This is a genomic window from Methylobacterium sp. CCH7-A2 (assembly GCF_001557075.1).
GTDB classification, from domain to species: domain Bacteria; phylum Pseudomonadota; class Alphaproteobacteria; order Rhizobiales; family Beijerinckiaceae; genus Allobosea; species Allobosea massiliensis.
In genome coordinates, this window is sequence record NZ_LSKN01000157.1 from 1 (window position 1) to 8,262 (window position 8,262).

Sequence of the window (8,262 nt, forward strand, 5' to 3'; positions counted from 1 at the left end):
GAGGGGTCAGTTCCTCATGGCGTCAGGGGGGCAGTTTGTCGTGTCGCCTGACAGCATGCGTCCGTCAGGCGTGAGCTGGTCGATCGTGTCGGGGAGGCTTTGGCTCAGTTCTGACAGGACCTCGTCGTAGGGACGTCCCGTTTCACTTGCCAAGGACTGCAATGTGTCGCGTCCAATTGCACCTTCCAGCTCGGCCGGGCCGATGGCGCGATTGGGACCACGACCCACCCAAGAGTCGGCCGTATCGCCGTAGCCGGTCTGCTGCAGCCGCCTCATCAGGTCGCCGAGACCGCCATTCACGAGCGTGCCGGCCGCTGCGCCGCCGAGCACGCCGCCCAAACCGCCCGCAGCAGATCGCCGAGACCGCCGCCGCCTCCCGTCGGCCGCCCTGCCGCGCCGCCGAAGAGGCCGCCGAGAAGGTTCCCGAGCCCGCCGCCTCTAGGCGAGCCCGCGGTCTCGCCCGGGGGCTCGCGGCTTCCGCCCGGCGCGCGGTCTCCCGTAGCAGGCCCCGGTGGACGGCCGTCCGGTGTCCGGCCCAGCATGTCCGCAAGGCGGCCCTTGCCCTGGTAAGTCCGATAGGCGAGCAGAGCAAGCAATGCGAGCGTGAGCGGGGAAGTCCCGCCGCGGCCGGCCTGATTGCCACCGAAGATGTTGTCGAGCAAACCCACGGCTGTCGTCTCCTTGGATCACCGCAGGACAACGAGGCCCCGAAGGGAAAGTTGCAGGCCGTGCAGATTTCACGACGGCTGCTCGCGTATTCTGGCGCCGGAGAACGGCCCAGAGAAGAGACTGCCGCGGGGATTTCATCTGGTGCCCTTTGCTCTGCGGGACAGGCGATCCTCGAGCGCGTGCATCGCCATTTTCCAGACGGATCCCGCCTGCTCCGGGTCCCATAGCTCTCCGGGGTGGGAGCGGCTCGCTGCATGGCGTGATCAAACCCGCAGCACGGCCTCCTCGGCGCGCAAGGCCTCGTCCTCGACCTGGATCGTGACGTGGTCGATGTTGAAGCGCTCCTTCATGAGCTGGCGCGCGGCCCGAAGCACCATCTTCGATTCCGCCATATCGCGGACGACGACATGGCCGCTCATGGCATCGATGCCCGAGGTGATCGTCCAGACATGAAGCTCGTGCGCGGCGGTGACGCCGGGGATCTCGCGGAGGCCCGTCTCGAGAAGGCTCATGTCGACCTCGGGCGGGGTGCCTTCCATGAGGATGTGCATGGCCTGTTTCAGAAGCCGCCAGGTCCGCGGCACGATGAAGAGGCCGATCCCGGCGCCAATGATCGGGTCGGCGAGCGTCCAGCCGGTGAACATGATGACGAGGGCCGCGAGGATCACCCCGATCGAGCCCAGCATGTCGCTCAAGACCTCGAAATAGGCGCCCTGGACGTTGAGGCTCTCGGACGATCCGCCAGCGAGCAGCCGCATGCTGATTAGGTTGACGACGAGACCGACGGCCGCCACCGCCAGCATCGGCCCGGAGAGGATCTCGGGCGGGGCGAGGAAGCGCTTGTAGGCCTCGTAGAGGATGTAGACGGTCAAAAGCAGCAGCACGACGGCGTTGGCCAACGCTGAGAGGATCTCCGTCCGGAGATAACCGTACGTCTTCTGCGGGGTCGCCGGCCGCTCGGCGAATCGGATGGCCAACAGCGCAAGGGCGAGCCCGCCGGCGTCAGTGAGCATGTGGGCCGCATCGGCGAGCAGCGCCAAGCTGCCCGTGATCAGGCCCCCGATCACCTCGGCCGCCATGTAGGCGACCGTTAGACCGAACGCCCAGGCGAGGCGGCTCCGGTGACGGCTTGCGGCGGAGCCGGAGCCGGAAACTGGTGCCTGACTGTGGCCGCTGCCGCCGTGCATGAATGCCTCCTCGTATGCAAAACTACACCCCGTCAACCGACGCTGTCATGCTTCCAGGTGATCGCGCTAAAGCTCATCGAATACTCTTCGAAGCCCCCGCCGAGTCTCAAGTGGAGTGTTGCCATGAACGGTGCGTGCCGTGGAACCGGCCTTCGGGAGCTTTGCGGCAAGTTGAGCGTTGATTCGGTGCGAGGGTTCGGGGGGCTTGCGACGGAGGTAGTCATGAACAAACGAACCGGGATGATCATGGGCCTGCTCATGGGGCTTGGCGCGGCGATGCTGCCGCAAGCGGCTCTAGCGCAGCACCACGGCGGCGGTCACGGCGGCGGTCACGGAGGAGGGTTTCATGGCGGCGGCCACGGCGGCTTTGGTCATGGCTTCCGGGGAGGGCACGGCGGCTTCGGGCACCGGGCGGTTTGGGGAGGGCACGGCGGCTTCGGCGGCCACCACGTCCGGCGCCACCAGGGGCACGGGTTCTATGGGGCGGCGCCCTTCATTGCCGCCGCGGCGGGGCTCGGCGCCTATGGCCTCTACGGGTCGAGCTACTATCCCAGCGCCTACGGCTATGGATACGGCTACACCCCGGCCGTGTACGGCTATGGCTACGGACGAGGTTACGCGCCCGCCTGCGCGCTCGAGCGCCAGTGGGTTCGGACGCGCCACGGCCTGCGGCGCGCTTGGGTCGAGACCTGCTACTGAGGCCTGAGATCCGGCGAGGCTGATCGGAGCTTAGGTTGGCCCGCCACTCGACAGGCTTGCTCGGCGCCATGGTTACGACCCGCTGGTCTCTCTTTAGGCCAGCGCTCTCCCATGGCCGACAATTGCCCCGCCGTGCACAGTTGTGGGTCATCCCTCTCGCGGGCACCTCCGTGGCGAGGCCACCGTCAGCCCGCTCGCTCGCGTAACGCGCGAGGCGACGCCGCCAGGATACCCGCGATGGGTGCCAGGATGGGATGGCAGGCGCTACCCCAGACATCGCAGAATGGTCGAGCTCGCTGACCTGCTCGTGCGACGGGCCTCTTTAACACTGACCGGGTCAGCTCCCTGAACCAAAGGTTCCTGTTCTCCGCTGTCCCGGGGTGGCGGCCAGGAGAAATACATGAAGAAATTCATCTTCGCGCTTGCAACCGCGGGCGCATTGATCGGCGGTCAGCTTAGCAGCGGACGCGCCCAAGCGGCGCCTATGGGAATGCCGGACATTCGGAGCGCCGTTCACGCGTTCGGCCTCGTCGACACTGTGCAGCACGGCCCGGCCATTGGTCATCGCCCGCGGGGCTTCGGACATCGCAGCGGCATGATGCAGGGCGGCGGCGGTCATCGGGGCGGCATGATGCGGGGCGGTGGTGGCCACCGGGGCGGCATGGTGAGCGGTCGCGGCCATCGCGGCGCATGATGCAGGGGGGTGGCGGTCACGAGGGCGGCAGGGGAGGCCGCTTTTAGTCACGAATCGGCAAATCACACGGGAGCGCATTGGGTGGGGTAGGTTGCCCCGCCTTTCGACGCTCCCACCAACTGGACCGGCTATCTTCCAGTTTTGTCGCTGCATCGGACGCTTGGACCACCACGCGGTCATCTGGCCCGTCCTTGAGGTGAGCGTCGTGAGTCCGCAGCGGCAGTAAGGCCTGGAGGCGAGCTGAGACCTGCTACTGTGGCTGAGTCCGGCCGGCCAGTCGACCGTAACGCGACTATCGAGCAGGCTTCGGCGACGCTATAAGTCCCCTATGAGGCTGGAATCTTTGAGCTGGTGGGAGGTAGCGTCCCACCTTGTCGATCTTGCGATCGCTTACGGCCTTGCCCTTCCCATTGGGTGGGATCGGGAGCGAGAGGAGCGCAGCGCAGGGATCCGGACCTTTCCGCTCGTCGCCGTCGCGAGCTGCGGCTTCGTGCTGATCGCGATCCGCGTCTTGGGCGAGGGCTCGACCGCTCAGGCTCGAATCCTGGAAGGGCTGATCACGGGCGTCGGCTTCATCGGGGGCGGGGCCATTCTCAAGCATGCGGGACAAGCGTCCGGCACAGCGACGGCCGCAAGCCTGTGGGCGACCGGTGCGCTCGGGGCCGCGGTCGGGTTTGGCCTCTACGACATCGCTGCAATCTTGAGCCTCGTCACCTTCGTGACCTTGCGCTGTCTGGGGCCCTTGAAGGAGGTTGTCCGTCCAAATACGAAGTAAGGTGCTTTCGTTCTCGATGTGTTGCACCTGATACGATGGCCAATGATGACGTGACCAGTGAGGCATACGAGTAGGTTAGTGCTCACCTTGCTGGGCCGGCCTTTTTCCTACAGCGCGTTGACCGACGACACCGTTGCTGCGGCCGCTTCGGCTAAGCAAAACTCTCAGGCCACACAGTTGAGCGGTGGTCCGGGCCAGCCCAAGGCCAGCTATGATGCTTTTCAAATCTCGCTGGAGATCCAGATGGTTATTCGGGTGATGTTGATCGCGATCGCGGCCGTTATCATGGTGCGGATGATTGGACCCGCGCACGGCTCGAGCTACCGCGAGCTCAAGGAACGCTCGCGCCGCAATCGCGCCTTCCGGCTCCGACATCCCTCTTTCACCGCTTGAAAGCCGCCCAACCATGCTCAAGAACGCAGCTCAGCGCTTGCAATTGGACTTGCCCGTTCTTCTTCCGGAGGCACCGGGCGAAGCCGACGCGTGCGTCGGGCGTCTCGTCAGCGATCTGGCCGACCGCGAGGGCATGGAACGAGTCCATATCGCCCCAGCTTCCGGCGAAGAGCCCGCCAAGCTCTGCATCCACTACGACCCGGAGGTGCTGAGCCTCGCGCGAGTGCGGGAGATCGCCCAAAGCGCCGGCGCTCGCCTCACCGAACGCTTCGCCCATGTTCTGTGGGAGGTGGACGGGGTTCAGCATCAACGGCGGGCCCGCACGATCGCGGAACGGCTGCAGCGCATGCCGGGCGTGGTCGAGGCGGAGGTGTCGGCGGCCGGGCCGCTTCGGATCGAGTTCGACCGCGAAGCGACCTCCGAGCAGGATCTCCGTCGCGTGCTTGACGAATTGCGTGTGCGAGTCCGGGAGGATGGGCCACGGGAGGTGGTCCGGGTGGAGGGACGAGAACCTTCCGGGCGTGAACACAGGCACGGGGATGATGAGCACGAGGATGACGAGCGCGCACATCGAAAGGAGCATGCAGCCGGCGAGCATCGCCACGATGAGGAGCATGCCCATGCCCACGCCCATGGCGGCGTGCTGGGCGAGAATACCGAGCTCTATTTCGCCCTGATCTGTGGGGCACTGCTCGGCCTCGGCTATCTCATCTCGGTCGCGACCAGTGCGCCCGCATGGCTACCGTTCGCGTTGTATATCGGGGCCTACGGCTTTGGCGGCTTCTACACCCTGCGCGAGGCCGTCGACTCCCTCCGCATCGGCCGGTTCGAGATCGATACGCTCATGCTCGTGGCGGCGGCTGGCGCGGCGGCGCTCGGGGAGTGGGCCGAAGGCGCGCTGCTGCTCTTCCTGTTCAGTCTCGGCCACGCGCTCGAGCACTACGCCATGGGGCGGGCGCGCCGCGCCATCGAGGCGCTCGCCGAGCTCGCGCCGCGAACAGCGGAGGTTCGGCGGGATGGGGCGGTGCGCGAAGTTCCGGTCGAAGACCTCGTGATCGGCGACACGGTTATTGTAAAGCCGAACGCGCGCATTCCGGCCGATGGATTCATCGTCCGGGGTATAAGCAGCGTTGACCAAGCCCCTGTGACCGGCGAAAGCGTGCCCGTCGACAAGCAGCCGGTCGATGACCCCGAGCGCGCTGCCGCCAGGCCAGACGGGGTGGAAGCCGAGCATCGCGTTTATGCCGGCACTATCAACGGCAGCGGAGCACTTGAGATTCAGGTCACGAAGCGGGCGGCCGACACGACGCTCGCCCGTGTCGTTCGTATGGTGAGCGAGGCCGAGGCGCAGAAGTCGCCGACGCAGCGCTTCACCGACCGCTTCGAGCGCGCCTTCGTTCCCGCCGTCCTCGCGTTCGTGGTGCTCCTGCTGTTTGCCTGGGTGGTGGTGGACGAGCCGTTCCGCGACAGCTTTTACCGAGCCATGGCCGTGCTCGTCGCCGCCAGCCCCTGCGCGCTCGCGATCGCTACGCCAAGCGCCGTCCTCTCCGGTGTCGCGCGAGCCGCCCGGGGCGGGGTGCTGGTCAAGGGGGGCGGCCCGCTCGAAAACCTTGGCACGCTCGGCGCCATCGCCTTCGACAAGACGGGGACCCTGACCGAGGGCAAGCCGCGCGTCACTGACGTGCTCCCAGCGCCGGGCGTGGACGAACGCGAACTCCTCATCGTTGCGGTCAGCGTGGAAGGTCTGAGCGATCACCCCCTCGCGGCCGCGGTGGTCCGCGACGGGCGTGCGCGCCTCGGAAACGCGGTCGGAATCCCGAACGCGCAGGATTTGCGCAGCATCACCGGGCGTGGCCTGGCGGCGAGGATCGACGGCGAGCCCGTGTTCGTCGGCAAAAGCGAGTTGTTCACCGAGGTTGAGGGGCCGCCGCTTCCGCCGGCCGTGCAGACCACGATCGAGGGCCTTGAAGAGCAGGGGCGCACCACGATGGTGGTCCGGCGCGGCGAGCGCTACCTTGGCGCGCTCGGGCTGATGGACACGCCGCGCGAGCCCGCGACCCGCGTGGTCGCGCGGCTGCGCGAGCTCGGCATCTCGCGCATGATCATGATCTCCGGGGACAACCAGCGCGTCGCGGATGCCGTGGCGCGGCAGGTCGGCATTGACGAGGCCTGGGGCGACCTGATGCCGGAGGACAAGGTCGAGGCGATCAAGAAGCTGCGCGCACAGCAGAAGGTGGCGATGGTGGGCGATGGCGTAAATGACGCTCCCGCCATGGCGAACGCGACGGTCGGGATCGCCATGGGCGCAGCGGGCTCGGACGTGGCGCTCGAGACGGCGGACGTGGCGCTCATGGCCGACGACCTCGAGCACCTGCCGTTCGCGGTGGGCCTGAGCCGGCGCACGAGCGGCATCATCCGTCAAAACCTGTGGCTCAGTCTCGGCATGGTGGTCTTCCTGATTCCCGCGACGGTGCTCGGGCTCCAGATCGGGATCGCCGTCCTCTTCCACGAAGGTTCGACCCTTGTCGTCGTTGCCAACGCGCTGCGCCTGCTCGCCTACCGCGACCCGAGGGAGCGCCGCTCTTCAGCGGCGGTCCGAGCAGCGTGAGCCAAGGCGTTTGGGTTCAACTACGGCTCAGCACCCGGCGGGCTCACATGGCCGGCTTGCTGATTTGCTCCGGCAACGACGGCGGGGGCGGGACAGTGACTTTGTGCTGCTCGAGGATGGACCAAGCCGCCTCCGCATTGCTCGCGAACTCGAAGATTCGCAACTCCTCTTCCGCAACCATACCCATGCTCAGCAGCTGCTCGAAGTTGACCACCCCGCGCCAGTAATCCTCGTTGACCAGGAGAATCGGGATCGGCACCGCCTTGCCGGTCTGCTTGAGGGTAAGGATCTCGAACAACTCGTCGAGTGTGCCGAAGCCGCCCGGAAACACGACCAGCGCATTGGCCCTCATGGCGAGGTGCATCTTGCGCATCGCAAAATAATGGAAGCGGAAGGTCAGCTCCGGAGTGGAGTACGGGTTGGGGTCCTGCTCGCGCGGCAGTGTAATGTTGAACCCGATCGAGGGCGCGCCCGCATCATGTGCTCCTCGGTTCGCCGCCTCCATCAACCCGGGACCGCCGCCCGTGACGATGACATTGTCGCGAAGTCCTCCGTCCGGGTGTAGCGCGCCGCCGCGCTCGGAGACGATCCGCCCGAAGGCTCGGGCCTGCCGGTACCATTCCGCGTGCTGCGCTGGGCCGTCCTCGCGCACCCGCGCGCTTCCGAACACGACGATGGTGGAGCGCACGCCCCAGGCCCGCATGGCTTCCTCGGCCTTGGCGTATTCCAGGAGAAAGTGCACGCCGCGCATGGAGTCGCCGAGGAGGAACTCCTGGTCGAGCGCAGCCAGGCGATAGGATGCTGATTGCAGCTGGGCGCGATTGGCCTCGGCCTTGGGCGGTGAAGTCATACGCGGTTGGGCTCCGATGTCCAGGCCACTTGGTCCCCGGCGACTTGTCGTGGGGCGCGCCGGCCGCACAGCTCCGGGAGGCGAGAGGTTTGCCGGCTGAGTCTTGTTCTGGCGGTCATATCGCTTTGCAGAGCTCAGATCTCTCGTGGCGATGTTGCGAAGGGCGACTTTGATCGTCTTGCATACGGCTCCCAGCCTTTCGGCGTGTTCTTTCCATCACAGAACCAGTACGCCACTATGCTTGGCTTTGTTCTCGGGCTCGACATGGATGGTGGTCACGGCGTTGTCAACGGCGGTCGGATTCCAGGCCAGCGTGGCGGAGTAAAAGCAGGCCACTGGCGTTGGGGAGCGGCGGATATGGCGAGGGCCCCGATCGGGGCCCTCGCC

At 66.6% G+C, this 8,262-nt stretch carries 8 protein-coding genes; 5 read left to right on the forward strand and 3 right to left on the reverse strand.

Translation table 11 applies throughout. The features are described from left to right. Positions 1 to 6 precede the first annotated feature (6 nt). Complete coding sequence (locus AX750_RS26500; protein WP_245282386.1) at positions 7 to 330, reverse strand: YidB family protein; 324 nt, start codon at positions 328 to 330, stop codon at positions 7 to 9. 602 nt (positions 331 to 932) lie between these two features. Then, positions 933 to 1,856 (reverse strand): cation diffusion facilitator family transporter, encoded by a 924-nt coding sequence (locus AX750_RS12670; RefSeq protein ID WP_066723706.1) that lies wholly within the window; start codon positions 1,854 to 1,856, stop codon positions 933 to 935. A 222-nt stretch (positions 1,857 to 2,078) separates the two neighbouring features. On the opposite strand from AX750_RS12670, the gene AX750_RS12675 reads away from it, so the two are divergent. The 5 genes from AX750_RS12675 to AX750_RS12695 all read left to right on the forward strand — a co-directional run bounded on the left by AX750_RS12675 (position 2,079) and on the right by AX750_RS12695 (position 7,025). Further along, positions 2,079 to 2,555, forward strand: a complete 477-nt coding sequence (locus tag AX750_RS12675; RefSeq protein WP_082735141.1) for a hypothetical protein — start codon at positions 2,079 to 2,081, stop codon at positions 2,553 to 2,555. A 400-nt stretch (positions 2,556 to 2,955) separates the two neighbouring features. Then, positions 2,956 to 3,249, forward strand: coding sequence for a hypothetical protein (locus tag AX750_RS12680; RefSeq protein ID WP_066723709.1), 294 nt, complete (start codon positions 2,956 to 2,958; stop codon positions 3,247 to 3,249). Positions 3,250 to 3,577: 328 nt separating this feature from the next. Further along, on the forward strand, positions 3,578 to 4,024 hold the full coding sequence (locus AX750_RS12685; RefSeq protein WP_066723723.1) for an MgtC/SapB family protein: 447 nt from the start codon (positions 3,578 to 3,580) through the stop codon (positions 4,022 to 4,024). 78 nt (positions 4,025 to 4,102) lie between these two features. After that, positions 4,103 to 4,417, forward strand: a complete 315-nt coding sequence (locus tag AX750_RS12690; RefSeq protein ID WP_066723725.1) for a hypothetical protein — start codon at positions 4,103 to 4,105, stop codon at positions 4,415 to 4,417. A 13-nt stretch (positions 4,418 to 4,430) separates the two neighbouring features. Further along, the gene (locus AX750_RS12695; protein WP_066723728.1) at positions 4,431 to 7,025 is read left to right on the forward strand and encodes a heavy metal translocating P-type ATPase; all 2,595 of its coding nucleotides are present in this window, start codon (positions 4,431 to 4,433) and stop codon (positions 7,023 to 7,025) included. A gap of 43 nt (positions 7,026 to 7,068) precedes the next feature. Here AX750_RS12695 and AX750_RS12700 read toward each other — a convergent pair whose 3' ends face one another. Continuing rightward, the gene (locus AX750_RS12700) at positions 7,069 to 7,875 is read right to left on the reverse strand and encodes a TIGR00730 family Rossman fold protein (RefSeq protein WP_066723731.1); all 807 of its coding nucleotides are present in this window, start codon (positions 7,873 to 7,875) and stop codon (positions 7,069 to 7,071) included. Positions 7,876 to 8,262 lie beyond the last annotated feature (387 nt).